Source organism: Providencia sp. PROV122 (genome assembly GCF_028482365.1).
Taxonomy (GTDB): Bacteria; Pseudomonadota; Gammaproteobacteria; order Enterobacterales; family Enterobacteriaceae; genus Providencia; species Providencia stuartii.
This window is the reverse complement of record NZ_JAMPQI010000015.1, coordinates 86,614-109,996: the sequence shown is the minus strand read 5'-3', so window position 1 is coordinate 109,996 and position 23,383 is coordinate 86,614. Positions and strand designations below refer to the sequence as shown.

Genomic DNA, 23,383 nt, shown 5'->3' with positions numbered 1-23,383 from the left:
TCCGATAGCGGGCACTATACTCGGGATGAGATCTGATGCAAGTTTTTTTGTGTATTTTTTTCAAATTTCCGCATAGATAGAACAAAATATACACTTAGTGGTCAAATATTAATCATTTTAATGGGGCGGTGAGATTGATTAACAGGCAATAGGCTAAATCTTTTTTTAGAGTCGATGATAAAAAATAAATGTGAATTATCCATTGCGGGGAAAAATAATAACCAGTAATAAGTCCACAATTTGTACGGCGATAGGAGAGTAAGTATTTTTAGCCGTTTCATTCTTTATGTGGGTTTGCTATTGTGCGCTTCATATTGGATTGGAGTGGGCGATATAACATGAAATTATGGCAAAAATGGTGTGTAGCAGGTGCGTTTGTATCTTTACTTGTTGGCTGTCAATCTCACCCGACAGATCAAGGGCAGCAGTATAAAGATGGACGTTTAAAGCAAGATCTTCAGCAAGTAAGCCAAGTAAATGTTCAAGGGCGCCCAATCAATTCACAAGATTTTTATCGGCAAGTTAATGAAATCAAGAATGCGTCACCGCGTTTGTTTCAAGGTAACAATGATACCTATCATGCGATTGAAAACTGGCTAGTTGCAGGGGGAGATCCTAAAAAACTGGCGAGTTTCAACTTAACCGCCTTTCAAATGGAAGGGGTGGATAATTATGGTAACGTACAATTTACTGGGTATTACACGCCGGTTATCCAAGCTCGCCGTACCAAACAGGGGGAATTTCAGCACCCACTTTATGCAATGCCACCTAAAGGGAAAAAACGCCTCCCCAGCCGAGCCGCGATATACAATGGTGCTTTAAGCGATAAACTCATTCTAGCCTACAGTAACTCCGCCATGGATAACTTTATGATGGAAGTTCAAGGTAGCGGCTATGTGGATTTTGGTGATGGTAGCCCGCTGAATTTCTTTGGTTATGCGGGGAAAAATGGGCATGCTTATAAGAGCATAGGTAAAGTGCTTGTCGATCGTGGTGAAGTGCCGTTAGAGAAAATGTCACTGCAAGCGATCCACGATTGGGCGAATAGCCATAGCGAACAAGAAGTGCGCGAATTACTCGAACAAAATGCTTCCTTTGTTTTCTTCAAACCACAATCATTTGTTCCTGTCAGAGGCGCTAGTGCAGTACCGTTAATTGCTAAAGCATCAGTCGCATCGGATAAAACACTTATTCCGCCAGGCACAGCGCTATTAGCAGAAATACCTGTACTTGATAATGCAGGGAAATTTACGGGACGCTATGAAATGCGTATGATGATTGCCCTAGATGTTGGTGGTGCAATTAAAGGACATCATTTCGATATCTATCATGGAACAGGTCATGAAGCAGGTAGAATGGCCGGTTTTTATAATCATTACGGAAGAGTGTGGGTGTTGAAAAAGAGCCAGCCACTTTTCGGTCATATGTAGTTATTAAGGTTACTATTTACTATGCAAACTAAGCTTTCAGATGCTTGGATGCAGCGTTTTGCTGGGATCGGACGTCTTTATGGACAGCAAGCGCTATCACTTTTTGCTCGTTCTCATATTTGTGTTATTGGGATTGGGGGTGTCGGCGTTTGGGCTGCGGAAGCACTCGCACGGACGGGAATAGGGCAGATTACCCTGATTGATATGGATGATATCTGTATCACTAATACCAATCGTCAGTTACATGCACTTAAATCCACAGTGGGTCAGCCAAAAGTTGAAGTCATGAAAGCACGGATTTTAGAAATAAATCCTGAATGCGTTGTGAATATCGTGGATGATTTTGTGAGCGTAGATAATGTGGCTGAGTTGCTCTCTACGGGGTTTGATTATGTTATTGATGCCATCGATAGTGTCAGGCCGAAGGCGGCTCTGTTGGCCTACTGTCGGCGTTATAAAATCCCCGTTGTAACGACAGGGGGCGCAGGAGGGCAAATCGACCCAACTCAGATCCAAGTAACAGACTTAGCGAAAACGATCCAAGATCCCCTTGCCGCAAAATTACGTGAGCGCCTGAAATCCGATTTTAATGTTGTTAAAAATAGCAAAGGTAAATTAGGCATAGACTGCGTATTTTCAACAGAGCAATTAGTTTATCCGCAAAGTGATGGCTCCGTCTGTGCGGCTAAAAGTACCGCTGACGGCTCTAAAAGAATGGATTGCGCTTCAGGCTTTGGGGCGGCAACGATGGTGACAGCAAGTTTTGGTTTTATTGCAGTATCACATGCTCTGAAGAAGATGGTCGCAAAATTAGAGCGGGAAAATTCGCTCAAAAGCTGAGGCTATTTTCATAGCCTCTAGTACATTATTCGGCAGGTGTCATTTCGCTGGCAAAGTTGCGAATAGTCGTTATTAATGCGGCTATTCCATTTTGTCGTGATTCACTGAGTTGGCCAGATAACCCAGTTCTATTCAAAATATCCTCAAAATCGACAGCGAGGATCGCTTGGCTATTTTTTTGTTCCACTGCGGCTAATAAAATCGCAAATAGCCCTTTAACAACGCGTCCTTCACTATCGCCATAAAAATGAAATGTTTGGTCATCGTTGAGTCTTGCACCAATCCACACTCTGTTTTCGCAACCTTTCACTTCCTGAGTCTGTTGCTTTTGTTCATCAGTCAGAGTCGGTAGTTGACGAGCGAGTTGGATAAGCAAGCGATATTTATCTTCCCACGCTTTTTGTGCTGAAAATTGTTCAATAATCTCTTCAATTTTCAGCGTCGTACCGAAAGGGTGTGGAACAAATGTCGATATTATTGAAGTCATTCGGCTTCCTTATTCATCATTCAGTATTGAGAGTGCAAATTTTACTGCGTTAATAAATTTATCAATATCTTGCTGATCATTGTAAGGCATGACAGAGATGCGTAAGCAGCCTGTAATAGCAATTGCATCCATTAATGGTTGCGTACAATGTTGCCCATAGCGTAATGCAATTTTTTGTTCAGTCAACAATAGGCCCAAATCGCTATGATGTATGCCAGCGAAATTAAAGGAAAGTAGCGGAGTATTAGGCTGGCTATAGCAGATAAACCCCTCTAATTTGCTGAGTTCTTCGTATGCGTAGTGGATGAGTGAACAACAATAGGCCTCAGATTGGTGTAAATCGATGTGAGATAACCAGTCAAGAGTGGCCGAAAAGGCAATGACGCCAGCAATATTTGGTGTGCCAGCTTCAAAACAATAAGGAACAGGAGCGGGAGTAAAGCCCTCAAAATTAACTTCTGATAACATTTTACCGCCACCATGCCATGGTGACATCGCAGCCAACAATCGTGGTTTGCCATAGCAAACGCCAAGCCCAGTTGGGCCATATAATTTATGGGCGGAGAAAGCATAAAAATCGATATTCAAAGCGGTGACATCAATTGGGGCATGTACCACACCTTGTGCGCCATCAACGACAACGAGCGCCCCAGCCGCATGAGCTAGTGACGTTACTGCTGCTAAATTTGGTTGATAGCCTGTTACGTTTGACATCTGGGTGATAGCGATCACTTTGCTACGTGGATTAAGTAGCGGCTTAAGGCTTTCAATATCGAGGGTGTAGTGTTGAGTGACAGGCCATTTGACAATTTTTGCACCAGTTTGCTGTGCAAGAATCAGCCAAGGTAATAAATTAGAGTGGTGTTCTAATTCGCTAACAATAATTTCATCATTTGCTGTTAAATGATTTCTAAAATAACTTTGGGCAATAAGGTTAATGGACTCGGTGGTTCCTCGGGTCCAAATAATGGTATTTTCACTCTCTGCATTAATCAATTTCGCGACATGTTTCCTGCCTTGTTCATAATTTTCAGTAATTCGTAACGACTCTGGAGATTGACCTCGATAAACTGAACTGCCAGAGTGACGGTAATAGTTATCTGCGGCTTCAATCATTGAGTTTGGTTTTAAGGCTGTTGCTGCACTATCAAGATGAATCGTTTGAGAATTGATAGCTGGAAATTGTTTTCGAAATTGTGTTGCAGAAAAATGGTACATTATATGTGTTCTTTATCTAAATATTTGGTGTTTGGTTTGTAATCATAATTATTGATGATATTCTCGATTTATTCATCGAAATCTTTTGTTACATTTAATTTTACCGCTGGTTTTTATTAGAGCTTTAGAAAAAATTAGGGAAATGATTATGCCTTTTACTGCATATTGCAATCATTTTTCTTTTGTCTTTTCGGTGATCTCATCTTTGGATGGGGAAAATTCAAGAATTATCTTAAATATTTAACTGATAATATTTTTTGTAAACTGGTTAAAACCTGTCTTGAAAATGTTATTTGCAATTGTTAGGCAAAAAAAAGCACCGCAATTAAAGCGGTGCATCATAAAATCACTATGGACAGACAGGGTAAATGTACAGGAAGTGAAAAAAAACAGTAGCTAAAGCTACAAAGTCTGGCATTCCCAGACAACTTGCAAACACAACATCACAACCACAAAGCCAAAAGTTTCAAAGTAACTAAACTCTGTAACTTTTCGTTCCGGCTTAGGAAGTGTGCATACTATAGGTATTTACTGGCGTATCCTCAATGGACAATTTATAATGCTTCGGATGAGAAAAACTAATGCGTATAACCCTATCAAGTAGAAGTGATTATGTCTAAAAGATTACCGCCACTTAATGCGTTAAGAGTGTTTGATGCCGCCGCTCGTCATTTAAGTTTTACTAAAGCGGCGGAAGAGTTGTTTGTGACCCAAGCCGCTGTGAGTCACCAAATGAAAAGTTTGGAAGATTTCCTCGGGTTAAAGTTATTTCGCCGGCGCAATCGTTCTTTGCTGTTAACAGAAGAAGGTCAAAGTTATTATCTTGATATTAAAGAGATATTTTCTTCTATTAATGAGGCGACAAGGAAATTACAGGCGCGAAGTGCTAAGGGAGCATTAACGGTTAGTTTATCCCCTAGTTTTGCAATACAGTGGCTTGTCCCGCGTCTTTCTAGCTTTAACCAAGCTTATCCGGGGATTGATGTTCGTATTCAGGCCGTTGATAGGGAAGAAGATAAATTAGCGGATGATGTTGATGTGGCTATTTTCTATGGGCGAGGAAATTGGTCTGGTCTAAGGACGGATAGGCTGTATGCTGAATATTTAATGCCAGTTTGTTCTCCGTTATTATTAACGGGGGCGCATCAATTAAAGCAGCCTGAAGACTTAGTCAATCATACGTTATTACATGATTCTTCTCGTCGGGATTGGCAAGCTTATATTCGCCAATTAGAATTGCACAATATTATCAATGTACAACAAGGCCCTATTTTTAGTCATAGTGCTATGGTCATTCAAGCCGCAGTACATGGTCAGGGTGTCGCTTTAACAAATAATGTTATGGCAAAAAATGAAATTGATGCAGGTCGTTTGGTTTGCCCATTCAACGAGGTATTGGTGAGTAAAAACGCGTTTTACCTTGTTTGTCAGGAAAACCAAGCTGATTTGGGAAAAATAGCTGCATTTCGTCAATGGATCTTGACTCAAGCAGCAAGCGAGCAAGAAAAACTGGGGTTTATTACGGGTGACCAAGATATGGCGCTTATTCAGTAATCATATATACCCGTTATTTTTCAAGTTGCAGTTGGTTGCATAGATAGGTAAAACGGCACTCAGTTTATCGTGTTTATCGGGATTTTAAATTAACCCCTTGATGCAACTGGGATTATTTAGGGTATGGTTAATAAAAGGTGTTACTGTGAATAGTCGTTTGATGTTAATTTTTGCTGGGATTAGTGGCTTTTTTACTGTGGCTTTTGGTGCCATTGGCTCTCATGCGCTTTCGTCGATTATGAGTGCTCATCAGATGGAATGGATTGAAATCGGTTTGCGGTATCAGATGCTACATACAGTAGCTTTAATGGTGCTAGGGGCGATTTTATTGCGTAAAGTGGTTCTATGGTTTTACTGGTGTGGCGTTTTTTTCGCCGTAGGCATACTTCTTTTCAGTGGTAGCCTTTATTGTATGGCCTTGTTACAGGTAAAATACTTTTCCTATTTTACGCCAATAGGGGGAGTTTGTTTTCTTATTGGCTGGCTGTTGGTCGTTATCGGCGCTATGCGTCTAAGGAAACCGGCGTTACGCCATGAGTAATAAAATTGCATTATATTGCCGTCCAGGCTTTGAAAAAGAGTGTGCGGCCGAAATTACAGATAAAGCTGGGCAAAAAGAGGTTTATGGTTTTGCGCGCGTCAAAGAAAATAGCGGTTATGTTATTTTTGAATGCTATCAAGCTGAAGATGCAGATAAACTTGCCCGCGAGCTACCTTTTCGTGAGCTGATTTTTGCTCGTCAAATGTTTGTGGTTGGGGAACTGCTTAAAGATTTACCTCCAGAAGATCGTGTTACCCCCATTGTGAATGCGCTGAGCCAGCAGGTTGAACGAGCAGGCGATCTTCGCGTTGAAGTTGCTGATACTAATGAAAGCAAAGAGTTGATGAAATTTTGCCGTAAATTTACGGTGCCTTTGCGTAATGCTTTACGACAAGAAAAAGTTTTACTGGCTAAAGAGAATTTCAAACGTCCGGTTATCCATGTTTTCTTTATTGCTTCAGGCTGTTGTTATACCGGATATTCTTACAGTTCGAATAGCTCGCCATTTTATATGGGGATCCCTCGGCTTAAGTTTCCATCGGATGCACCTAGTCGCTCAACATTGAAATTAGAAGAGGCATTTCACATATTTATCCCTTACGATGAATGGGATGAGCGGCTAGCAAGCGGTATGAATGCGGTGGATCTTGGTGCATGTCCGGGGGGATGGACCTACCAATTAGTTAAGCGCAGTATGATGGTTCATGCCGTGGATAATGGTCCGATGGCGCAAAGCTTGATGGACACGGGGCAAGTTAGGCACCATCAAGTCGATGGTTTTAAATTCGAGCCAAATACGAAAAATATTACTTGGTTAGTGTGTGATATGGTTGAAAAACCGGCGAAAGTCGCTGCGTTAATCACGGAGTGGCTATTGCATGGGTGGTGCCGTGAAACCATTTTCAACTTAAAGCTACCGATGAAAAAGCGCTATGAGGAAGTGTCTCATATCCTTGAAAAGATGCGTACACAATTGGCAGAAAATGGCATCAATGTGCGGATCCAAGCGAAACAGCTGTACCATGACCGCGAAGAAATTACCGTTCATGTACAACGTATTTGGTCTGCTTATGCACCAATACGCGACTAAATCTGATATTTAGTAAGAACATATCATATAGCAAAAACTGCTTCCTAAACGCTGGTTAACAGTGAATGAAGAGGCAGTTTTTTATTGCTTATGGTTTGGGGTGATAGCGCAATTGGTTCAGGTTCCCTTGCAACTGAATATCTGTTCTTAAGGTTGCAATATCGCGGCAAACTTTTGCTATATCAAACTGACCAATAAGCTTTTTTCTCCATTTTTCATCAACGCTATCTAAATGAGCAAATAAGTTCTCAATGGAGTGGTATTGTTGTAGCAGTTGTGTGGCACTTTTAGCACCAATTCCCGCGACACCAGGCACTTTACTGCTGCTGATCCCCGCTAACCCCCAGTAATCAGGTAATTGGCAAGGTTTTACGCCAAATTCTTTTTCGATAAAAGGCACATCTAACCAGCGTTTTTGAAAATAGTCGCGAATACGAATTGAAGGCGACAGTAGTTGGCAATAGCCTTTATCAGTAGAAACGATAGTGACAGTTTGCCCTGCATCGGCGATTTTCTTGGCTAAAGTTGCCGCTAAATCATCCGCTTCGTCACCACTTGATTGCCAGCAGTGGACGCCTTTTGCTTCGAATTGTTTGACTAATGAAGGTAGCTCAGCATATAAATTTTCAGGCATGGGCTGACGGCCTGCTTTATAGTCAGGCAGTTTTTCATGCCGCCAGCTATTGTGCCTACCTTCCTCATCGAATACTGCAACAATATGGGGCGGTGAGGTGTGAGAGATAAGCTGTGCTACCGCAGATAAGCAGGCATCGCCGCAAGGACTGCCTTGTACGGCATGTATGCGGCGAATTAAATTAAGTGCATCAATTATCAGTAAGTGGATCATAAAATTTACGCCATCCTTGGCCTCATTATATTATTTCACTATTTCGTAGCAAGGCTCATAGGCTGTTCCACCCGGCAGTTTCATTCGATGTTGGTCGACAAAACCGCGCAGTAGAATATCCATGCGTTGCATAATTTCTTTATCACCATGAATTTTAAACGGGCCATACTGTTCAATAGCCTTCATACCGACTTCTTTCACGTTACCCGCAACGATACCAGAGAAGGCTCTTCTAAGATCAGAGGCCAGTTTTTCTGGTGATTGACCTGGATACAGATTCAGTGACGCCATATTTTCATGAGTCGGCTCGAAAGGATGCTGTAATTCAGGGTTGATCTTAATTGACCAGTTAAAGCTATAAGCATCGCCTGTGCTACGACGGTTGTCTTTCACCAATGGCATGTGTTTTTTCATTACACGAGCGACTTCTTGGGGATCATCAATGATGATTTGATAGTGTTTGCTGGCTTCTTCACCAAGTGTATGACGAATAAAATCATCTAACACAGAGAAGTACTCGGCACTTTCTTTTGGCCCCGTTAAAACCAATGGCAATACTTGTTCGCTATTTTCAGGATCCATCAAAATGCCTAGCAAATAGAGAAGCTCTTCTGCTGTACCGACGCCCCCAGGGAAAATAATGATCCCATGCGCTAAGCGAACGAACGCTTCAAGGCGCTTTTCGATATCAGGCATGATGATAAGCTCATTGACTAAAGGGTTAGGTGGCTCAGCAGCAATGATAGATGGCTCTGTTAGGCCGATAAAACGGCTATTTTTATAGCGTTGTTGAGCATGGCCAACAGCCGCCCCTTTCATTGGGGCTTCCATGGCTCCGGGGCCACAACCTGTGCAGATATTTAGCTCTCTTAAACCAAGCTCATTACCGACTTTACGGCCATATAGGTACTCGGTTTCGTTGATAGAGTGACCACCCCAGCAAACAATCATGCTTGGATCTTCATCAAGATGCAGTGTACGCGCGTTACGTAATATAGAGAAAATGACGTTAGTTAGGTGAGTGCCATTTCCCAGATCTAAATGCATTTTTTGCTCTGCATTGATGATTTGAGCATGAACAAAGAGGATATCACGCAGTACCGCAAACAGGTTTGCTTGTATAGAACGGATGATTTTACCATCGACAAAAGCATCTTGAGGTGGGTTAATTAGCTCAAGTTTGACACCGCGCTCACGTCGTAATACGTTGATATCGAAGTCAGTATGCTTATCCAATAAATCTTTACTGTTGTCTGTTAAGCTCCCTGAATTTAAAACCGCTAATGAGCAGTTTCTGAACAAGCGATACAAATGACTGCTTGCGGTACGCTTTAACATATCAACTTCAAGTTGAGATAAGAGATCCATGGATCCTAATGGACTGATATGAGTAATCATTTTTTTCCCTTTTAAATCATTTTATTACGGATTGCTCTCCGAAATAATTCGAAATAAATCCAATATCAAATTTCGATTTTTTTCCAACTAAGACCCCTATCATCCTGATACATTCTGGTCATATCCATTGATTTGTGTCCTAAAAGCTGGTTAGCGAACTCATTTGATTTTTCATTCCCATACACTCTGGATGCTAGGCTTCGGATTTCGTGGAACGTCGGCGGAGAACCCTCCCATGACAAACCACTTTTGCTTCTGGCTAGTGAAAAAGCCTTACCAATTGTTTTATCTGCTAGCATATCACCCTTCTGTGAAACCAGCACGAATTCCTTTCCGTTCAATTCATGCTTGCATCTATCTAGCACTGATTGCAAAGTTTTATTAGCTATATTATTTGAAATGGTAAGCGGTATTGCTATTTTAGTTCCTGTTTTCTCTTGCTCTATCCACAAGAAACCATCATGAACATCATCCCATTTTAATTTCCTTATATCACCAGAACGCTGTCCTGTTAATATAGCCAAATCCATGCTCATACTAACCCAAGGCTGACAGTGCTCTACTGCTGTGTTGTATATTTGAATGTAATCACTTTCTGACATCCTAGTTCTAGCTATTTTATTCCTTGGAACTCTGGTTGCTATTACGGGATTAAAATCAACAACACCATCCGACATCGCTTCGTTAAACATATCTTTGAGAATACTACGCATCAATCTTGCGGTAGTTATATTCCCATCCGAAACAATATTATTTATATAATCAGCAATATCTTTAGTTTTTATTTCACTTAAAGGAACATTGTTGAAGCTATTTTTTATCCTTTTTAACCGTCCTTGGTAGTCATCTAGGGTCTTTTTCTTTAAATCACGGAGGAGTATAATCTCACCAAATCTGTCTATCCAATCATGAAATTTTATTGCATCGTTACTTGCCATTCTGTTTATTAATGATTCTTTTTTTCCATAAATAAACAAGTTAGCCGAGATGGCTTCATTTACCGCCTCGGCTTTATTTCTTCCTATGCCGTATTCAATGCCGGTTTCGGGGTTTCTGTAACTATAATAACCTTTCCGGCAATATAAGTTAGGTGGTAGGTGTGCGTTTTTGGGGCTTCTGTTTCTTGCCATCTGTCTCAATCCTTTTTAACAGTTTGCAGTTTTTATTTAATAGAATGCTTGGGTTAAGATTTTCGTAGTTTGTTATTTTTTGTGCGGATGGGTGTATTAAATATTGATACCCATCAAATGTTGGTGCTGGATATATTTTCCCAGCGCTTATCCACCGCCTTATCGTTTCATCACTTCTTCTGTGCTTTTTTGCGAATTCTCTGACTGTTTGCATTTATGCACCTCCATTCTTCCTTCTATATTTCTCATAATCATCCCCGCAATCTTTACTGCAATATGCGCTATTTGGTGCTGCTGGCATTTCTTCGCACCAGATGCACATTCCGTTTATTGATTTAGTTACTGGCTGGCGATTTGATAATGCTGCTTGAATGTGTAATTCATTGAGTTCGTTTGCTGAGTCGATAATATCCATAATTCACCTATGCTATTTTCGATATATTATTAAATTGTAGGTCATACTTTTTCATTCTCCGCATCCTTCATTAGTAGAAATAATCACTATCAGTGCAATTTTTTTCATAATTTCTTCTCGCAGTAATCGCCATTTCTTTATTTTTAAACGAACCTAAATATTTAATTTTTCCATTATCTCGTATTGATGCAACCCACGTTCTTTTGTCTTTTTTATAATAAACACCTGAGCATCCACTGGTGTTATTTTTGTTTAATCCTTTATTTTTGGAATTTTGTGACTGCGTTACATCTCTTAGGTTGTGTATTCTGTTATCTCCTTTGCTTCTATTTATGTGGTCTATTTGACCTTTAGGCCACCTTTCATGCATATATAGCCACGCCAGCCTATGAGCCATGTAGCTGACATTATCTATGCTTATTTTTATGTACCCATGTGATGAAACAGTTCCAGCAATATCACCAACTGACACATTCGGCGACAAAGGAGTCAACCATGTGAACACTCCTGTTTTATCATTGTATGATAATACCTCCTTTAATCTGCCAACTGACATTTCAGGTAGAGGTACCTTTCTCCTTCTTCCCTCTATCCTTACGCACCCACAAGATGTACTGTTTCCATTTAATAAATGACCACTTGAAACTGTTCTTATATTTCCGCATTCACATAAGCAATCCCAAGCAGCGCATTTACTTTTAATTCCATTTCTTTTTAATACAGTCCACAATCCAAACTTTCTATTTGTTAAATCAATTAATTTCCCCATTACGTAAATCCTTATTAATCTCGAAGTCAGATAGTTTGGTGTATTTATTCATTGATTAACTCCAAATTATAAACACTAGATACAATCACTAATCCATCATCAAATATTATGCAAAGTCTTTTATGTTCATGGTTAGAGTCTGAAACGCGACCACTGCCAAAATATACATGAGATACCCTATCGCCGACTTTAAATTTCATTCTATTTTCTCCATCTTATCCCAACCTAATAAATCAGCGGCGGCATTAAAGTTATCAACGTAATCGTTGTAATCTCTATTCCAACGTGTGCCCACTGTGTCGTAATAGCCTTTATACCCCTGCATGTATTCTAATATTTTAGATTGATATTCGGATGCTAACTCCTCTAGCAAATCTTTTGGAACTTGAATTAGTTCACTTTCCACGAATCACCTCGCCACAAACTATCTCAACATCCCGCACCTGCATTATTTGCATTGCACGGCTCTCGCATTCTTGCTGTGTGTACAATGTATCGGTTACAGGCACAGCAGAACCCTGTATTACAAGCAGCAATACATATCCGATTATTTGCATTAATTGTTACTCTGAATTTTAGATATAAAAAACCCTGCTAGTGCAGGGTGAGATATTTATCATTAAAGATGTGGTATCTGATGTTTAGTTATAAGATTTAAAATATCTTCATCACAAGGGCGAGTCATTCCGCGCTCATAAGCAATAGCGTAAAATTTGTTATCTTTACTTCTTATTTTCTCTGTTAGGAAGAACTTCGCACATTCATTATTCACGACGCGGGTTGTGGCAGTGGAGGATATTTTATTTTTTGGCGGCATTAAAAAACCGCTTTCCTCAAATGTATCTTTCTTGTGCTGAGTGGTATAACCATCTGCGTAGATCATTAAATAATAGACCATTTTACTCTCCTTATAATTGAGAGTTTACTATACCATCTAAAATTTAGTTAAGTAGTGATAATCAATCAATTTTTCGAAACTCAATCACCCAAACCCATTCGTTATTCATCCAGCTATCAATTCCGTATATATCCATCCATACTTGAGCGAACCACGAACGAGAAAAGTCAGGGAAACCATATTCACGCGACACAATATCAATAGACAGGTGGCTTGGTGGCGAACCTTCTTTCATAGCGTCTTGCTGCGATATTTCCTGAACTTGCTGCAACCAAACATCAGTAATTTCAATTTTCCCTTTGATATTACCGTCCTTGTCTGCAACGTTAATGATGTCGCCAATCTCACCATACGGGCAGTCAGGGGCAATAAATCCATGTCGCCATGCGGCACATACTTGCTCTGACAGTGTGTAACCTTCTTGCCATGCACCAAGTTTGCGTAGCTCTTCTTCGGTTACTTTTGGTTGTGGCTCAATCGGTATGCGAGTCTGCGTTTTTCTGCCATCCATAACAGCCGCTAACATTGCATCGTTAAACTTGATTCTGTCTTTCATCACTCCACCTTTCTATATCCAGCTTTATATAAGCGTTCGGCATACGGATAAGCTTTAGCCATGCCCATATCAATTTCATCATCGGAAATAATAGCTGCTATGCGTTTTATTTCTCTTTTCGATAATCTTTCGCGCTCCTTGTCTGCGATTTCCTTTGCTAAATCCGAACAATCGAAGCAGATATTTGCATTTTTACCGGTAATTAAATTGTCTTTACCAACCTCTTTATCGCATAAGTTACAAACGTCTTCCGGGTCAGGCGTTCTATGTGAAAACATAACTTTATTAGCTGCCTGTATAAAAATATCGTCACTCATATTCATCCCTCTTATTGCATCTATTTAATCGATATGATTAAAACGTTTCATGGCAAATATTTAATCATCACCTACACTTAAGCCCGAAAGGTTAATGACAAGCTGTGCAACTTTCGCCGATGCTCCCTGTGTCGGCTTTTTTTTATTCATTGCATCCCTGCGAGTTAAATTAAGCTGCGTTTTCCCAGCCAGAAATAGTAAACCGACCCATTTTTGGGTGATACCACTGTGTGCCGCGCTGTTCTGCCTCGTTCATCATTTGATAAAGTGACTGTTTGAATGCATCTTCATGTACTACCGACATCTGTGTTACTTGACCACCAGGTGCTACATGAGGCACCTTTTTGTTAGGTACAGCCCAAGCCATAACAAGTTGACGGCTTTTGGCATCGCTTAAGCCATAAGTGGCTTTAAGATAACTGTAGCCTTGATAACCAACGGGGATTGTGCCCTGTTCCATTTGCTCAATCTTTTGCTCAACACAATTAAGGCGTTTTTCCTGTTCAACATTGATTTGTGCCATCGCTGCAATTAATTCAGCCTGTGACATTTGCGGTAAGTAATGTTTTCTGTTTTCTAACTCCTGCCATCTATCAACCAGCCTTGCAGTAAACTCCGGCGATAATTGAGCCACCACAATGATACTGTCGCGCTTACCTTTTTCACCTGAAAAGATATACACTTCGCTATATTTATTGGGGCTATTTGATTGTTTATTCTCAACTTTCCCCATTGGGGGATGTTGAATTACAGAGCGTTCAGATAGTCGCTGAATTGACTGTTTAACTTTGTCGTGACGACTACCAACTAACTCAGCAATTTCTAAAGATGTCATAGATAATTCAGTATTAATTAAATTTTGCATATAAAAATCCCTCGCTGGTTAAAACGATACTAAAAGCCCTGAATTAACAGGGCTGAGATTGATTAGTGGTGACGCGGCAGTTGACGGTTCGTCAGCTTAGAGTTTAAATCTTGCTGTAGGTATTTAACGAATACATAGCCGTCTTGGAATCTGTCATACAGGCGACCATAAATAGGTGAGTTGAGCGTTTTTAATGCAGGGCGTAATTCTTCTTTCCAAATCTGATAAATGGCTTCGTAGTGTTTGGCAAGTGCGTTAATGTTGTAGGCGTCTCGCTCTTCCTGTGAGACTGTAGGTGCTATTTTGTTGCCGTACAGCTCCGCTTCCATACGGTTAAATTCGGCAATGTAGGCTTCTTTGAATTGAGCCGCTTTCTTGCCTGTGAATCCCATAACCAAAAAGACAAATCCGTCTTTAGTCATTTCGTACATTGGGCGAGGTTTACCCTGTTCGTCGATATATTCAGCCTCCGCAAAATTGCGGGCGCTAAATTCTTGTGAGCAATCAAGGTTGCGAATCTTCTTTAAAACGTCATCGTGTCGCTTAGTGAAAAACGATGATACGTTTTGCGAAGTGGTGATCGCTTTGTGATCTTTGATGGTGACATGCGGAGTAGCTGTATTTACAACTGTTACAGAAGTGTTCATTTTTAAGTCCTCGTAGATTGTTTAGCCCTTGTTGAGAGGGCGGTCGGGTACTTCAACACCGCTACGAGACGGCCTGCAATTTTCCCTTTCGGTATTGTATATATTGCACGCTACCCGACCATAATCTATGGACGTAAAAAAACCGCAATACTTTCGGGTGCGGATATCCGCTCGTAGATGGTGTGTTGAGCACCTACGCGCAATCTACCGCACATCGTTGAGTTCGTCAAGTTTCTATCTCCTGTTTGCATCCTTGCAAATATATCCTTTGGATTTCAGGATCATTACCTAAGTGATCCGATGAGAATTGCCTTGTTTACACCTTTACTTGCCATCAGTGCCTACCTCCTCATACTCTCCCTCAAAAATAGTAGCGTTTTCCTGATCGATATTGGCCTCTGCTTTTTCATCAAGAATGACGGCTTTCTGCATTTCGATAGAGACGGGTAGATACTTAAACAAGCGGCGGATAACGGTTTTCTTCGCCATTTCTTCCCAGTGAGAAACCCAAGGGCCATTTTGTCCTGCTTTACTTGATGCTCTGACTTTTTCTATTTGGTTGTATGTCATGACCTCAAACTGAACGCCACCATCTTTAAGCCTTGCGACAGCGTAAACGTGAGTAATAGGCGAGTCCTCATTTTCACCCGGTACGTGTGTTAGGTTTTCATTCAGTCCATACTCAAAGTGGAAATTATCACCTTGCCTTACCGTTCTTGCTGATATGCTTACTATTTGCCCTGAGCGACGAGCCAAATCAATCATTCCACGGTAGCCAATGATTAACTGCACATTTGATTGCCCCGACTTTGATTTTCCATTTCCAAACGGGAGCAGGTATGCATGGCCCAGAGCATTGCCAGGTTCTAATCCTAATTGTGAGCACTGAACAACAGCACCAACAAAGCTTTGCATATCACAAGTGGCTAATGCAGGCGTTTTACGAATCTCTGTTGTCACAATGCGGATCATGCGGTCAGGCGTCATATGGCGAGGCAGGGCGGCAGCTAGCTGAGCTTTCATGCTTGGTTTATTGATAAGCTCAACCAACATCTGATCTTTGGTTTTTTCTTTTACCTCTGTACCTTGTGTTTTTTGTAAGTCAGCTTGAGCTAATGGTGGGTTACTCATTCCTTAATTCCTTAGCCCAATAGGGCAGTGATAGTGTGCGTATGCCTGCCCATTCATCCGTTTTTAGGCATTCTGCATACGTTCTTAAATTTTGTTTGTAGGTTGTTCGACCAACTGATTTTGCGTGTTCATCCAAAACAAATACCCTGACTGGGTAACGCCCACAATTCACAGTTGTGCTTACAGCTAGGAAAACAAAAACAGGCATTTCTCCGACTAGTGATTTATACCCGTCTGAATAAAAAGGGTCCTGTACGTGGTATCTATATTCGTACATAGAACGTTCAAATTTATGAATATCTGCGGTGCTTTTTACATCAACAATCCAGTGGTGCTCTTGAATGAGTTTATCTGGCCTGCAACGACAAAGAATATCCGTATCTTCATCAGTCCAATAAATGCTACTTTCAGCTACTCCGTTAGCTTCTAAGCACCATCTTGCGATAGGGTGCGCCATTGCACTGTCTCTCATGAGCATTAACTTCCTGTTATCGTCATGAGTAATAGGTGTGATGTCTTCCTTTTCACACATTTCGAGAAATTCCTTTTCCTCTTGCTTCCCTGCGGTTGTTCTACGATTTACTTCTGGTCCAACTTTGAACCTTTTCTGAAATTCATCAGGTTCCAGTAGTAGGCAATGCAATGCAGTGCCAATGTCTAGTGCTTTTGTTTTTTCTTCATCAACTGGCGCATTCCTTTGCCATATAAAGTCCGCTGGAGATTCATTTATAAGGTCCAACTGTGATTTACTGATACCTAATCCATTATGGTAGTCCTCATTTGATATGTTGTAATAAATTCCCTCTTTCACATCATTCGAGCCTCTTTCATTAGTGATTTAATAAACTCACTTGCCCGATCCTGAGCTTCATCATATTCACTGTCAGTCCATTTATCAGTGAGTGTGCTTCCTAGCATTTCCATAAGTTCGTGAGCTTGTTCTGCTATGTATGCGCTTTGTGCATCCTGCCATGCTGCATTTTCTAATCGACGCTCTTCCTGAGCATCTCTCATTGCATATGCATTCACGCCGCCTCCTTGCTATTAGCCTTGATGTGTTCGACAATCCATTGCCCATCACCAGCCGCGATTGCTTCATCAATAAACCCAGCAAGCTGCCCATTTTCCTTAATGTTTTCGTAGCGTTCTTTTTCCGTGAACTGTAGCTTGCTTATAATTGTTCCGTAATCACCGTCTATGCGCTTGATGTCATTTCCGTTGACACAAGTAACAATTGTTCCTGATGAGGAGTGGTCGCATCCAAAAGTTGACAATAAAAGCTGTATGCATTTATTCATAAGTCACCTCACCAAAGCAGGAAGTAATAGGAATGCGAATATTGCTATAACTGCCAGACAAAACCCTGATGTTGGCTTATTTCTAACTGCTTGAGGTTTAACTGGTTTAACCATGCAAACGTCTCGCATTGCACGGCTGTATTTGTTTTTTGATTGCATGATTAATCCTCACGTATCTTACGATAGCGATTGTTATTAGTTGAAAGTGTTCTGGTGTTGGTGCGGTGGGTTACTGCCTTGCTGGTGCTGGTAAGTCTTGCCAGTGAGTTGCTGTCACCTCCTGACCATATCGATTAAATCTATTTCCTTTTAATCTGCTCGCTTCAACAACATGTCCATATATTGTTGTGATAAGAACTCGCCTATTAGCTAAGGGCAATTGCTCATCACAGCGAATCCAGCCGTTATTATCATTTGCCATTTCCTATGTTCCTTATGTGCGTATTCCTCACTATTAATAGCGATATGAATGATTAAGTGGTGGGTTACTGCTGACCGAAAGAGAGTATTGATTTAACGGATTCTAGGGCTTGTAACTTTTCCTTATCATTTAGCTGGCTTTTATCAAGTGTGGATGCGATTTTCTTCGCTTCATGCATTATCTGCTCTAGTGTTGATGATTGTTTCAATGCTGCCATATATCACCCCCTAGCCTTTAACATTGCATCTGCCATGCGGTAGCAGAACTCAGCTCTTTTGATCAGAAACTCATCAGGAGTCTCATTTGTGTAATATCCCATTTCTTCATCCTGAGCTGCGAAATCACCCTGCATGCATTTAGCAGCGAAATAGTCTCGCAACGTCATGCCTGTGGTAGTGCCATGTAATTCTGTTGCTGGAACTGGAAAAGCCGCTCCACCTGTTTTATCTGTCATGCTCCCTCCGTTATTAACTAAACACGATGCTATTTACTGTTTGATAAATCGTAAAATACGCCGTAGGTTATCTCTTCAAAGCAATCTGGAATGTTTGGTTGCTTATCCATACCTCTCTCATGATTTGGTATGGCACAAATAAGAAAGCTTTTATCAGTTTGTGGATATCCGACAATCGTTTCCAGCATTCGCATTCCAGCACCGCTACCGTGCTGGCTAATAGAGCAGCATTGAATATCGAACTTATTGATGATGTAATCTTTAAAACATGGTAAGTCTTTTAGCTTCTTATTGAGTTCATCTTTCGCCGCGTCTAGTGTGGCGTTAAACTCTTTACCTTTCTTCGAATTAGCCTTGGCTCGAATAACCCTTAATTCACTGGTTCGATGAATCTCTTTAACTGCAAAATCAAATTCTTTATCTACAGCAAAAGCAAATGCGCGAATTGTCGTACCATTTTCACCCCATGAATTGCTAAAGCTAACGCCTTCAGCTCCAACGCTTTCAATGGCTTCGTTGAGGAGTCTCTGCCGTTTAGCTTGGATTTCGTCGGTTTCTTTTTTGATTTGCTCGGTAGCTTCTTTGCTAATTTTATAAAATCGATAATCCCTTGGTTCCATCTCTATCTCCTATCTATTAATCATCTCACCACAGCCCACAGAATGGACTGTAATTAGTTAACTGTGCCCATTTATTTATCCACTTAGGGCGTCAGTGGTTTCATTGTGCCCCCACATATGAAATCGGTTATAATTAGCTTACCCCCACAATATGAGAGTTAATTACATGGAGCTATTGACCATTATTGAGCGAGTATTAAAAAACGAGCCTTTGGAGCGTGTTATGTGGTTTATTATTATTTGGGGAGCATTACTAATATTCAGCCCTAATTCATGGTCTGAATATGTCAATTCAAAAGTTGGAATAGCTCATTTTTGGCAGGTGTTTGTTTTTGCTATTTCTTTTGTTACTGCCGCAAATACACAAAGATTTGTAACGATGGCAACTAAAGTGCTTTTATCTTCTATTCATAATAGAAGGGCAAAACAAAAAGAAGTCAAAATATCACAGAAAATATCAAGCCTTTCAAAGGATGAAAAAGACTGCTTGGCTATATTTATTGATATCGGAGACGATTTTCTTGCCTTCGATAAGGATGACGCAATTGTTTCATCTTTAATCGACAAAAATATTATTCATGATTTCTCTAAACACCTTAACATTAAACATGCAGGTAAGTGCACAATCAATCCTGATTATTATTTAGAGTGCGTTAAGCAGTTTACTGGATACCTTGATGACTAAGCCCATCCGTGGGCTTTATCTCGCCGTCACCCCGAACTCACTGCTCGGCTGTTTTGTTTTAACTCCTGAAAATATTGCTACATTAGGTAAGCAACAGTTATCTCCACTTGGATAATGCTTTGTTGGTTTGAGAGAGAGAACAGGGCGTTCTTTCTTCTCAACGCCAAATATCGAATCCCAAATTTCTTCCACTGAGCGACTTCTCATAGCTATCTTTCGAGCCAAAAACTCACCTTGCTTTCTGCGTCTGCGAATTTTTGAGTTCTCTTTGAAAATTATTGTTGCCATATTTGCCTCCTAAGTGATCTTTGGTGATTGGTGGTGGTCGCCTAGTACCACACGTGCCGCCGTAGCGTTCACCAATCCCAAAAACCACTCAGTGGTTGCTCTGAAAATTTATTCTGAGCGTTCCTAATTGTTAAAGAACTAAATCCGTTTACCTTTGGCTCCTTGCCTTTGATGAGTTAAATGTATACGAATCGTAGATGGTTGTAAATACAAAATGTAGACTTTATTTGTGCTATGGTGTCAACTATTTGTATTTTCAGGCAATTTATTTTCAAAAAAATCTCAGATTGGAATGCAGATCACTTCTTTGGAGGGGATAGGACACAAAAAAGCCCTCGCGGGGAGGGCTTGGTGGGTTACAGGCTGCTTTTCCAATTTGTTCGAAAGTCTAACTCTCTTATCATCGTATAAACATTACAGCACCTAATCCCCATTTGCTTACAAACATCTGGAACTTTTCTATTTGCTCTTAATTTACTTGGGCTGGATGTTTCGTTGCTGACGATCACTCGGTTTTCTGGTGATGACAGGGCATAAGAGATTAAAAATGGGTCTTCACCTATTTTTTCCAATTCCACATCGGATAGATCATCAGCATAGCCTTCACTAAGAACCTTGTTTAAATTTCCTATATGCAAATTTTCATCAAGGAGGAGGATCGATTTGTTGTTTTTTTCATGAACCCACTTTGCATGTTCATCTTTATCACCTCCCTTTACTTCGTTAAGTATTTCTATCGGCAATTTTATGTTGTTATTTTTGGCGTGAAATAACAACCACTCCCAAAATTCAGGTACTCGATTGAGAGGGTAATAGAATGAATGTGCGTGTATAATTATATTGGCATCAATGAGGTATAAACATCCATTTGTATTCATTATAATCCTACCAATTCAATTACATTTCCGGGGCTAACTCCAAGGACTTTGCCCGCTTTTGTTTCCGTTAACACGCCGTCTATAATGGATTTTTTCACTAAATTAGACAAAGCATTACCAACCTTGTGTTTTTTAGTTATGTAGTATGTCCCGCCTGAGGACTTGCTTTTTTGTTTTTTTTCTTCTTTGGCGGATAGCCATTTTTTAAAGAATACATCTGATATGTACTCCCAATTGTCCCTGCTTATTTTCCCCGATACATATAGCCTGTACGCAATCATTGTTGAACTAACATTAAAGACAGAACTGAACTCGCTTATTTTTTCAATAACTTCCTCAGTGGTAAATCCACTTACGTTATTTATTGGAATAAAGTCATTATCGGGGAGCAATATCTGGCTCGCAACATCATTGCAATATTTTTCAGTGATGTTATCAATGTTATTATTACTAACACCTGTACTACCTATCAGTATATGCACCAACTCATGTAGTAGTGTAAATGACCAAGCATATTTTGAGTCGTTATCATTGATTACAATAAATGGGGCTATATCATCTGACAGGGCGAACCCTCTGAAATAACTTACGGGAATATCGCTATGGTGACTGCCAAGGTTGCCTAGTAGCAGAACAAATATTCCTTTATCTTCTATAGTTTTTCTCAGAAAATTAAATGCGGAGTGGGCGTCCTTTTGCTTTCTATATATGTCGATATCTATATTAAAACACTCAATGACATAAGATGCCGCTTCTTTAATTGGCATGTTATTTTTCATAGACCCCACGTATGACAAAGCAATAGCTGAGTCACTATCTATCATTGCCTCTCTGACTATGCTCTGCCTTACATGAACATTTCTTATTAGAGTGTTTACCGCTGCATCTTCCATGGGGTCTGGGGCATTATAGATTGTGCGAAAATCCTCCCCCTTGCTTGCAACAATAGGTGGTTTTTCCAAGTAAAACGAAATAAGAGGTCTGTGATATATTTTTGCAATGTTATTCAACTGGTTAGATGTCGGTACTTTCTCACCAGACTCAAAATCTGACAGGCGAGAGACTTTCAGGCCAAGTTTTTTTGCAGCATCCTGCAAACTTAGCCCTGCTTGCTCTCTCGCCCATATCAACATTTTTGGGTTAGGTGATGACATAATAATCCTTGAATAACAATATATTAACTCAAAATCTATAGGTGAAATCATATAAATAAACTAAAGTCAATATAGCAGTAGTTTATAAAAATATCTATATGGTTATGTAACACCGCCACACCCTAAAACGTGTCGTCACCCAAAGAAGCAGCCACGGGCATCATCTTCAACGAGCCTAATGGCGTCAGAAAAACTGCCTAGCATTATTTCATCGTAGTTGTGCCAGTTGCTGTCTTTATCCATCCAAAACAGAGACCAAGAGCTGTTAGATTTGTCATGTGTAATTTTGGCTATCGGCTCTTGAGCTTGCCCGTCACTCCAAGTAAGGCGTCTTACTTCAAATATGACAACGGAGTCATCTTCAATGCTATAGCTTAAATCCAGCTCATCCCTTAGGTGTTCAGCAGGTCGGCGCTTTTCCATGAAAAACTCCATACACCGCTTAATGTTAGCTATCTCAATGTCGTTAAATGCCATGCATTCTCCTAAAACGTGTTGTCACTCTGCATTGAAAACCGAAATCCAAGCAAAAGATTCTTCTGCAAACTGTAATACTGCTCCAACTGCTAGCGCTATTATTAACATAACAATCAGCAGCTTATTTTTACTGATGAGTTCTAATAATCTTTTCATATCGAACCCTCACTAATTATCAAATGTAATCAGCAACAATAGAATGATATCCAGCACCGCTATAATAACTAGCAGTATCATTATGTTAGCGTTGGATATCAGCTCTAGCAGTCTTTTCATTTAAAACGTGTCGTCAGGCCATTGTGACTTGATTACCTTACCTATGATTGTGCAGCTCCCGTTAATAGGGATCAGGTCATAGCGTGGGTTTAATGGCTCTAGATACTCAACTCCACCTTCTCTAATCAATCGTTTGAATGTGAACTCATCGTTCATCATGCGAGCTATACAGAAGTCACCAAAGTTAACATCCTGCTCAGGGTCAACAAGTATCAGCATCCCTTCTGGGAAGCTAGGACGACCACCTTGAGGGGCTGTCATTGAGTGACCTTCAACTTCTAGCCAAAATGCGCTATCGCTTGCTTTCTTGGCTGTTGGTATCCATGCAATAGCATCTTTCTCTGTATATGAATTGCTGTTTTCGGTAAATGATCCAGCCTGTACTTTAGAAAGTAATGGGTATTCATAGGTTGGTTCAACCCTACTAATCGACTCTTCATCAATGCTAATAGTGCCATCTTGATTTATGGTCGGGTTATTGACTCCAACATATGCAAGTATCCCGGCTATTTCACTAAATGCTGGCTCTCTCTTTCCTGTCATCCAATGCCCAACGGCACCTTTCGATACCGAAAAATGCTCAGCCAGATGATCGTATGTAATGCCCTTATCTTTCATAAGGGACTTGGCTAGTTCATACCATTTCATTTTCATAACCCAATAATACGATATGTATACATAAATGTAGACAGACAATGT

34 protein-coding genes are annotated in these 23,383 nt (G+C 40.4%); 6 read left to right on the top strand and 28 right to left on the bottom strand.

The features are described from left to right. The first annotated feature begins 338 nt into the window (after nt 1–338). Complete coding sequence (mltA, locus tag PSE69_RS13005; protein ID WP_004924922.1) at nt 339–1,430, top strand: murein transglycosylase A; 1,092 nt, start codon at nt 339–341, stop codon at nt 1,428–1,430. A gap of 21 nt (nt 1,431–1,451) precedes the next feature. Further along, entirely contained in the window at nt 1,452–2,270 is an 819-nt protein-coding gene (gene tcdA / locus PSE69_RS13000; RefSeq protein ID WP_014657670.1) for a tRNA cyclic N6-threonylcarbamoyladenosine(37) synthase TcdA, read from the top strand. A 25-nt stretch (nt 2,271–2,295) separates the two neighbouring features. On the opposite strand, the gene csdE is transcribed toward tcdA, so the two are convergent. Both csdE and csdA read right to left on the bottom strand, forming a co-directional pair. Beyond that, entirely contained in the window at nt 2,296–2,757 is a 462-nt protein-coding gene (csdE, locus tag PSE69_RS12995; RefSeq protein WP_004924917.1) for a cysteine desulfurase sulfur acceptor subunit CsdE, read from the bottom strand. A 9-nt stretch (nt 2,758–2,766) separates the two neighbouring features. After that, the gene (gene csdA, locus PSE69_RS12990; RefSeq protein ID WP_121874939.1) at nt 2,767–3,975 is read right to left on the bottom strand and encodes a cysteine desulfurase CsdA; all 1,209 of its coding nucleotides are present in this window, start codon (nt 3,973–3,975) and stop codon (nt 2,767–2,769) included. Between the two features lie 612 nt (nt 3,976–4,587). On the opposite strand from csdA, the gene PSE69_RS12985 reads away from it, so the two are divergent. The 3 genes from PSE69_RS12985 (at nt 4,588) to rlmM (ending at nt 7,160) form a co-directional block, all read left to right on the top strand. Then, nucleotides 4,588–5,529 carry a transcriptional regulator GcvA gene (locus PSE69_RS12985; protein ID WP_004916582.1) on the top strand — a complete coding sequence of 314 codons (942 nt, stop codon included), beginning with the start codon at nt 4,588–4,590 and terminating at the stop codon, nt 5,527–5,529. 145 nt (nt 5,530–5,674) lie between these two features. Then, entirely contained in the window at nt 5,675–6,070 is a 396-nt protein-coding gene (locus tag PSE69_RS12980) for a DUF423 domain-containing protein (RefSeq protein ID WP_014657673.1), read from the top strand. After that, entirely contained in the window at nt 6,063–7,160 is a 1,098-nt protein-coding gene (gene rlmM / locus PSE69_RS12975; protein WP_004916579.1) for a 23S rRNA (cytidine(2498)-2'-O)-methyltransferase RlmM, read from the top strand. Before PSE69_RS12980 ends, rlmM begins: the two co-directional genes overlap by 8 nt. An 88-nt stretch (nt 7,161–7,248) precedes the next feature. Here the strand turns inward: rlmM and xni are convergent, their stop codons facing one another. From xni to PSE69_RS12875, 20 genes are all read right to left on the bottom strand, one after another. Further along, the gene (xni, locus tag PSE69_RS12970) at nt 7,249–8,007 is read right to left on the bottom strand and encodes a flap endonuclease Xni (RefSeq protein ID WP_121874707.1); all 759 of its coding nucleotides are present in this window, start codon (nt 8,005–8,007) and stop codon (nt 7,249–7,251) included. A gap of 30 nt (nt 8,008–8,037) precedes the next feature. Further along, entirely contained in the window at nt 8,038–9,405 is a 1,368-nt protein-coding gene (gene ppnN / locus PSE69_RS12965) for a nucleotide 5'-monophosphate nucleosidase PpnN (protein WP_014657675.1), read from the bottom strand. A 65-nt stretch (nt 9,406–9,470) separates the two neighbouring features. Beyond that, nucleotides 9,471–10,535, bottom strand: coding sequence for a site-specific integrase (locus tag PSE69_RS12960; RefSeq protein ID WP_004916569.1), 1,065 nt, complete (start codon nt 10,533–10,535; stop codon nt 9,471–9,473). Next, nucleotides 10,492–10,749 (bottom strand): excisionase, encoded by a 258-nt coding sequence (locus PSE69_RS12955; protein ID WP_113532824.1) that lies wholly within the window; start codon nt 10,747–10,749, stop codon nt 10,492–10,494. Before PSE69_RS12955 ends, PSE69_RS12960 begins: the two co-directional genes overlap by 44 nt. Then, entirely contained in the window at nt 10,750–10,950 is a 201-nt protein-coding gene (locus tag PSE69_RS12950; RefSeq protein ID WP_272675274.1) for a hypothetical protein, read from the bottom strand. A gap of 70 nt (nt 10,951–11,020) precedes the next feature. Further along, entirely contained in the window at nt 11,021–11,719 is a 699-nt protein-coding gene (locus PSE69_RS12945) for an HNH endonuclease signature motif containing protein (RefSeq protein ID WP_231136160.1), read from the bottom strand. A gap of 196 nt (nt 11,720–11,915) precedes the next feature. Next, nucleotides 11,916–12,125 carry a hypothetical protein gene (locus PSE69_RS12940; RefSeq protein WP_196712878.1) on the bottom strand — a complete coding sequence of 70 codons (210 nt, stop codon included), beginning with the start codon at nt 12,123–12,125 and terminating at the stop codon, nt 11,916–11,918. A 213-nt stretch (nt 12,126–12,338) separates the two neighbouring features. Continuing rightward, a complete protein-coding gene (locus tag PSE69_RS12935) occupies nt 12,339–12,617 on the bottom strand; it encodes a hypothetical protein (RefSeq protein ID WP_272675273.1) in 279 nt (92 codons plus the stop codon). A 61-nt stretch (nt 12,618–12,678) separates the two neighbouring features. Further along, nucleotides 12,679–13,173 carry an ASCH domain-containing protein gene (locus PSE69_RS12930; RefSeq protein ID WP_272675272.1) on the bottom strand — a complete coding sequence of 165 codons (495 nt, stop codon included), beginning with the start codon at nt 13,171–13,173 and terminating at the stop codon, nt 12,679–12,681. After that, a complete protein-coding gene (locus tag PSE69_RS12925; protein WP_272675271.1) occupies nt 13,173–13,490 on the bottom strand; it encodes a hypothetical protein in 318 nt (105 codons plus the stop codon). The genes PSE69_RS12930 and PSE69_RS12925 overlap by 1 nt, the downstream gene beginning before the upstream one ends. 169 nt (nt 13,491–13,659) lie before the next feature. Next, a complete protein-coding gene (locus tag PSE69_RS12920) occupies nt 13,660–14,355 on the bottom strand; it encodes a Rha family transcriptional regulator (RefSeq protein ID WP_272675270.1) in 696 nt (231 codons plus the stop codon). A 62-nt stretch (nt 14,356–14,417) separates the two neighbouring features. Next, nucleotides 14,418–15,002 carry a Rha family transcriptional regulator gene (locus PSE69_RS12915; RefSeq protein ID WP_080997997.1) on the bottom strand — a complete coding sequence of 195 codons (585 nt, stop codon included), beginning with the start codon at nt 15,000–15,002 and terminating at the stop codon, nt 14,418–14,420. Nucleotides 15,003–15,326: 324 nt separating this feature from the next. Next, entirely contained in the window at nt 15,327–16,133 is an 807-nt protein-coding gene (recT, locus tag PSE69_RS12910; RefSeq protein ID WP_141173708.1) for a recombination protein RecT, read from the bottom strand. Then, nucleotides 16,126–16,944: a PD-(D/E)XK nuclease-like domain-containing protein gene (locus PSE69_RS12905; RefSeq protein ID WP_272675269.1), complete on the bottom strand. Its 819-nt coding sequence runs from the start codon at nt 16,942–16,944 to the stop codon at nt 16,126–16,128. The genes recT and PSE69_RS12905 overlap by 8 nt, the downstream gene beginning before the upstream one ends. After that, nucleotides 16,941–17,162 (bottom strand): hypothetical protein, encoded by a 222-nt coding sequence (locus PSE69_RS12900; protein ID WP_151207198.1) that lies wholly within the window; start codon nt 17,160–17,162, stop codon nt 16,941–16,943. The genes PSE69_RS12905 and PSE69_RS12900 overlap by 4 nt, the downstream gene beginning before the upstream one ends. Beyond that, nucleotides 17,159–17,431 carry a hypothetical protein gene (locus tag PSE69_RS12895; protein ID WP_272675268.1) on the bottom strand — a complete coding sequence of 91 codons (273 nt, stop codon included), beginning with the start codon at nt 17,429–17,431 and terminating at the stop codon, nt 17,159–17,161. Before PSE69_RS12895 ends, PSE69_RS12900 begins: the two co-directional genes overlap by 4 nt. Before the next feature lie 229 nt (nt 17,432–17,660). Next, nucleotides 17,661–17,852: a DUF551 domain-containing protein gene (locus tag PSE69_RS12890; RefSeq protein WP_196993092.1), complete on the bottom strand. Its 192-nt coding sequence runs from the start codon at nt 17,850–17,852 to the stop codon at nt 17,661–17,663. 64 nt (nt 17,853–17,916) lie between these two features. Then, nucleotides 17,917–18,069 carry a hypothetical protein gene (locus PSE69_RS12885; RefSeq protein WP_272675267.1) on the bottom strand — a complete coding sequence of 51 codons (153 nt, stop codon included), beginning with the start codon at nt 18,067–18,069 and terminating at the stop codon, nt 17,917–17,919. Nucleotides 18,070–18,072: 3 nt separating this feature from the next. Beyond that, a complete protein-coding gene (locus PSE69_RS12880; RefSeq protein WP_272675266.1) occupies nt 18,073–18,306 on the bottom strand; it encodes a hypothetical protein in 234 nt (77 codons plus the stop codon). A 29-nt stretch (nt 18,307–18,335) separates the two neighbouring features. After that, nucleotides 18,336–18,926: a DUF5420 family protein gene (locus tag PSE69_RS12875; protein ID WP_272577662.1), complete on the bottom strand. Its 591-nt coding sequence runs from the start codon at nt 18,924–18,926 to the stop codon at nt 18,336–18,338. 166 nt (nt 18,927–19,092) lie between these two features. Between PSE69_RS12875 and PSE69_RS12870 the strand changes: the two genes are divergently transcribed. Next, nucleotides 19,093–19,611: a super-infection exclusion protein B gene (locus PSE69_RS12870; protein ID WP_195848172.1), complete on the top strand. Its 519-nt coding sequence runs from the start codon at nt 19,093–19,095 to the stop codon at nt 19,609–19,611. 15 nt (nt 19,612–19,626) lie between these two features. On the opposite strand, the gene PSE69_RS12865 is transcribed toward PSE69_RS12870, so the two are convergent. From PSE69_RS12865 to PSE69_RS12840, 6 genes are all read right to left on the bottom strand, one after another. Next, on the bottom strand, nt 19,627–19,899 hold the full coding sequence (locus tag PSE69_RS12865) for a hypothetical protein (protein ID WP_061064259.1): 273 nt from the start codon (nt 19,897–19,899) through the stop codon (nt 19,627–19,629). A 356-nt stretch (nt 19,900–20,255) separates the two neighbouring features. After that, nucleotides 20,256–20,777, bottom strand: a complete 522-nt coding sequence (locus tag PSE69_RS12860; RefSeq protein ID WP_163768527.1) for a DUF4411 family protein — start codon at nt 20,775–20,777, stop codon at nt 20,256–20,258. Next, on the bottom strand, nt 20,777–21,931 hold the full coding sequence (locus PSE69_RS12855) for an XRE family transcriptional regulator (RefSeq protein WP_163768522.1): 1,155 nt from the start codon (nt 21,929–21,931) through the stop codon (nt 20,777–20,779). The genes PSE69_RS12860 and PSE69_RS12855 overlap by 1 nt, the downstream gene beginning before the upstream one ends. 135 nt (nt 21,932–22,066) lie before the next feature. Next, nucleotides 22,067–22,408 carry a DUF3024 domain-containing protein gene (locus PSE69_RS12850; RefSeq protein WP_004916513.1) on the bottom strand — a complete coding sequence of 114 codons (342 nt, stop codon included), beginning with the start codon at nt 22,406–22,408 and terminating at the stop codon, nt 22,067–22,069. A gap of 21 nt (nt 22,409–22,429) precedes the next feature. Next, nucleotides 22,430–22,564 (bottom strand): hypothetical protein, encoded by a 135-nt coding sequence (locus PSE69_RS12845; RefSeq protein ID WP_255531743.1) that lies wholly within the window; start codon nt 22,562–22,564, stop codon nt 22,430–22,432. Nucleotides 22,565–22,684: 120 nt separating this feature from the next. Continuing rightward, nucleotides 22,685–23,332: a LexA family protein gene (locus tag PSE69_RS12840; RefSeq protein ID WP_014657866.1), complete on the bottom strand. Its 648-nt coding sequence runs from the start codon at nt 23,330–23,332 to the stop codon at nt 22,685–22,687. Nucleotides 23,333–23,383: the final 51 nt, after the last annotated feature.

Bases quoted from the DNA above. Each gene is read 5' to 3' on its own strand.
- mltA (WP_004924922.1), top strand. From the start codon at position 339: ATGAAATTATGGCAAAAATGGTGTGTAGCAGGTGCGTTTGTATCTTTA.
- tcdA (WP_014657670.1), top strand. From the start codon at position 1,452: ATGCAAACTAAGCTTTCAGATGCTTGGATGCAGCGTTTTGCTGGGATC.
- csdE (WP_004924917.1), bottom strand. From the start codon at position 2,757: ATGACTTCAATAATATCGACATTTGTTCCACACCCTTTCGGTACGACG.
- csdA (WP_121874939.1), bottom strand. From the start codon at position 3,975: ATGTACCATTTTTCTGCAACACAATTTCGAAAACAATTTCCAGCTATC.
- PSE69_RS12985 (WP_004916582.1), top strand. From the start codon at position 4,588: ATGTCTAAAAGATTACCGCCACTTAATGCGTTAAGAGTGTTTGATGCC.
- rlmM (WP_004916579.1), top strand. From the start codon at position 6,063: ATGAGTAATAAAATTGCATTATATTGCCGTCCAGGCTTTGAAAAAGAG.
- xni (WP_121874707.1), bottom strand. From the start codon at position 8,007: ATGATCCACTTACTGATAATTGATGCACTTAATTTAATTCGCCGCATA.
- ppnN (WP_014657675.1), bottom strand. From the start codon at position 9,405: ATGATTACTCATATCAGTCCATTAGGATCCATGGATCTCTTATCTCAA.
- PSE69_RS12960 (WP_004916569.1), bottom strand. From the start codon at position 10,535: ATGGCAAGAAACAGAAGCCCCAAAAACGCACACCTACCACCTAACTTA.
- PSE69_RS12955 (WP_113532824.1), bottom strand. From the start codon at position 10,749: ATGCAAACAGTCAGAGAATTCGCAAAAAAGCACAGAAGAAGTGATGAA.
- PSE69_RS12950 (WP_272675274.1), bottom strand. From the start codon at position 10,950: ATGGATATTATCGACTCAGCAAACGAACTCAATGAATTACACATTCAA.
- PSE69_RS12945 (WP_231136160.1), bottom strand. From the start codon at position 11,719: ATGGGGAAATTAATTGATTTAACAAATAGAAAGTTTGGATTGTGGACT.
- PSE69_RS12935 (WP_272675273.1), bottom strand. From the start codon at position 12,617: ATGGTCTATTATTTAATGATCTACGCAGATGGTTATACCACTCAGCAC.
- PSE69_RS12930 (WP_272675272.1), bottom strand. From the start codon at position 13,173: ATGAAAGACAGAATCAAGTTTAACGATGCAATGTTAGCGGCTGTTATG.
- PSE69_RS12925 (WP_272675271.1), bottom strand. From the start codon at position 13,490: ATGAGTGACGATATTTTTATACAGGCAGCTAATAAAGTTATGTTTTCA.
- PSE69_RS12920 (WP_272675270.1), bottom strand. From the start codon at position 14,355: ATGCAAAATTTAATTAATACTGAATTATCTATGACATCTTTAGAAATT.
- PSE69_RS12915 (WP_080997997.1), bottom strand. From the start codon at position 15,002: ATGAACACTTCTGTAACAGTTGTAAATACAGCTACTCCGCATGTCACC.
- recT (WP_141173708.1), bottom strand. From the start codon at position 16,133: ATGAGTAACCCACCATTAGCTCAAGCTGACTTACAAAAAACACAAGGT.
- PSE69_RS12895 (WP_272675268.1), bottom strand. From the start codon at position 17,431: ATGAATAAATGCATACAGCTTTTATTGTCAACTTTTGGATGCGACCAC.
- PSE69_RS12890 (WP_196993092.1), bottom strand. From the start codon at position 17,852: ATGGCAAATGATAATAACGGCTGGATTCGCTGTGATGAGCAATTGCCC.
- PSE69_RS12885 (WP_272675267.1), bottom strand. From the start codon at position 18,069: ATGGCAGCATTGAAACAATCATCAACACTAGAGCAGATAATGCATGAA.
- PSE69_RS12880 (WP_272675266.1), bottom strand. From the start codon at position 18,306: ATGACAGATAAAACAGGTGGAGCGGCTTTTCCAGTTCCAGCAACAGAA.
- PSE69_RS12875 (WP_272577662.1), bottom strand. From the start codon at position 18,926: ATGGAACCAAGGGATTATCGATTTTATAAAATTAGCAAAGAAGCTACC.
- PSE69_RS12870 (WP_195848172.1), top strand. From the start codon at position 19,093: ATGGAGCTATTGACCATTATTGAGCGAGTATTAAAAAACGAGCCTTTG.
- PSE69_RS12865 (WP_061064259.1), bottom strand. From the start codon at position 19,899: ATGGCAACAATAATTTTCAAAGAGAACTCAAAAATTCGCAGACGCAGA.
- PSE69_RS12860 (WP_163768527.1), bottom strand. From the start codon at position 20,777: ATGAATACAAATGGATGTTTATACCTCATTGATGCCAATATAATTATA.
- PSE69_RS12855 (WP_163768522.1), bottom strand. From the start codon at position 21,931: ATGTCATCACCTAACCCAAAAATGTTGATATGGGCGAGAGAGCAAGCA.
- PSE69_RS12850 (WP_004916513.1), bottom strand. From the start codon at position 22,408: ATGGCATTTAACGACATTGAGATAGCTAACATTAAGCGGTGTATGGAG.
- PSE69_RS12845 (WP_255531743.1), bottom strand. From the start codon at position 22,564: ATGAAAAGATTATTAGAACTCATCAGTAAAAATAAGCTGCTGATTGTT.
- PSE69_RS12840 (WP_014657866.1), bottom strand. From the start codon at position 23,332: ATGAAATGGTATGAACTAGCCAAGTCCCTTATGAAAGATAAGGGCATT.